This window comes from Thiohalocapsa sp. (assembly GCF_019695415.1).
Lineage (GTDB): Bacteria > Pseudomonadota > Gammaproteobacteria > Chromatiales > Chromatiaceae > Thiohalocapsa.
The window spans coordinates 1-1748 of sequence record NZ_JAIFKJ010000034.1; the positions used below are offsets into that span (position 1 = coordinate 1).

General features: G+C 66.0%; 2 protein-coding genes. Both read right to left on the reverse strand.

Annotation, left to right across the window (positions count from 1 at the left end; translation table 11 throughout):
- A partial coding sequence (locus I6U14_RS00430; protein WP_296895963.1) for an NADH-quinone oxidoreductase subunit M occupies positions 1-749 on the reverse strand: 749 nt, incomplete at its 3' end.
- 4 nt (positions 750-753) lie between these two features.
- The coding region (locus I6U14_RS00435) for a proton-conducting transporter membrane subunit (protein WP_296895965.1) at positions 754-1748 on the reverse strand (995 nt) is incomplete at its 5' end.

Sequence of the window (1748 nt, forward strand, 5' to 3'; positions counted from 1 at the left end):
AGCAGCACCGAGCCGGCGGTCGGCGCCTCGACGTGGGCGTCCGGCAGCCAGGTGTGGAACGGCCACATCGGCACCTTGATGGCGAAGGAGGCGAACAGCGCCAAAAACAGCCAGTACTGCGCGGTCGGGGGAAACTCGGTGCGCATCAAGGTGGGCAGGTCGGTCGTGCCGGCGATCAGATACATGTAGATCAACGCGATCAGGAACAGCACCGAGCCGGCCAGCGTGTACAAGAAGAACTTGAAGGCGGCGTAAATCCGGTTGGCGCCGCCCCAAATCCCGATGATCAAGAACATCGGGATCAGGATACCTTCGAAAAACAGGTAGAACAACACGACGTCGAGGGCGGTGAACACCCCGACCATCAAGGTGTCCATGATCAAGAAGGCGGCCATGTACTCCTTGACGCGATGCTGCACCGAGTGCCAAGAGCCCAGCACCACCACGACGGTCAACAGCGTGCTCAACAGCACGAACCAAAGCGAGATGCCGTCGACCCCGACGTGGTAGTTGATGTCGACGCCGGGCAGCCACGGCGTCTTCTCGACCAATTGGAAGCCGGCCTGGTCGGGGTCGAACTGCACCCAGATCAACAGGCTCAAGAGAAAGGTGATGGCGGAGGTCCAAAGCGCCACCGCCTTGGCGTTCTGCGCGGCGACGCGCTCGTCGTCGGCGCGGATCGCCAGGATGAAGGCGACGCCGACCAGCGGCAGGAAGATGACCAGGGAGAGCAGCGGCCAGTCGCTCATCGGCTCAGCCCTGCACGACCAGGAGGTACCAGGTCACCAGCGCGGCCACGCCGATGAGCATCACGAAGGCGTAGTGGTAGATGTAGCCGGTCTGCAGCCGCACGATCCGCCGGGTGCCGGCAAGCGCCGAGGCCGCCACGCCGTTGGGGCCGAACTCGTCGATGAAGCCGGCGTCGATCCGCCGCCACAGGAACACCCCGAGCGCGCGCGCCGGGCGGACGAAGATGGCGTCGTAGATCTCGTCGAAGTACCACTTGTGGTAGGAAAACAGGTAGACGGGCCGGACCGCGTTGGCCAGCCGGCCGGGCAGCAGCGGGTTGGCGACGTACATCACCCAGGCGAGCGCCAGGCCGACGAGCCCCATGATCACCGGCAACAGCTTCACCCAGAGCGGCACGTGGTGGGCCGCCTCGATGGCGTTGTGGGCGAGGTCGCGCACGTAGATCGAGCCGGCCCAGAAGGCGTGGTCGGCGCCCACCATCGGCAAGCCCAAGAAGCCGGCACCGATCGCCCCCGCCGCCAGGAAGCCGAGCGGGATGGTCATCACGAGCGGGCTCTCGTGGGCGTGGGCCATGACCTCCTCGCTGGCGTTGGCGCGGCCGTGGAAGGTCATGAACAGGAGTCGCCCGGAGTAGAACGCCGTCATCACCGCCGCGGCGATGCCGAGCCAGAAGGCGTAGGCCGCCCAACCACCCTCGGCGGCGAAGGCGGCCTCGAGGATCAGGTCCTTGGAGTAAAAGCCGGCGAACACCGGCACACCCACCAGCGCCAGCGAGCCGATCCACATCACCGCGTAGGTGAAGAGCATCTTGCGCCAGACCCCGCCCATCCGCCGCATGTCCTGCTCGTCGCCGAGGCCGTGGATCACCGAGCCCGCGCCCAGGAACAACAGCGCCTTGAAGAAGGCGTGGGTGAAGAGGTGGAAGATCGCCGCGGCGTACGCGCCGACGCCGCAGGCGAAGAACATGTAGCCGAGCTGCGAGCAGGTCGAATAGGCGA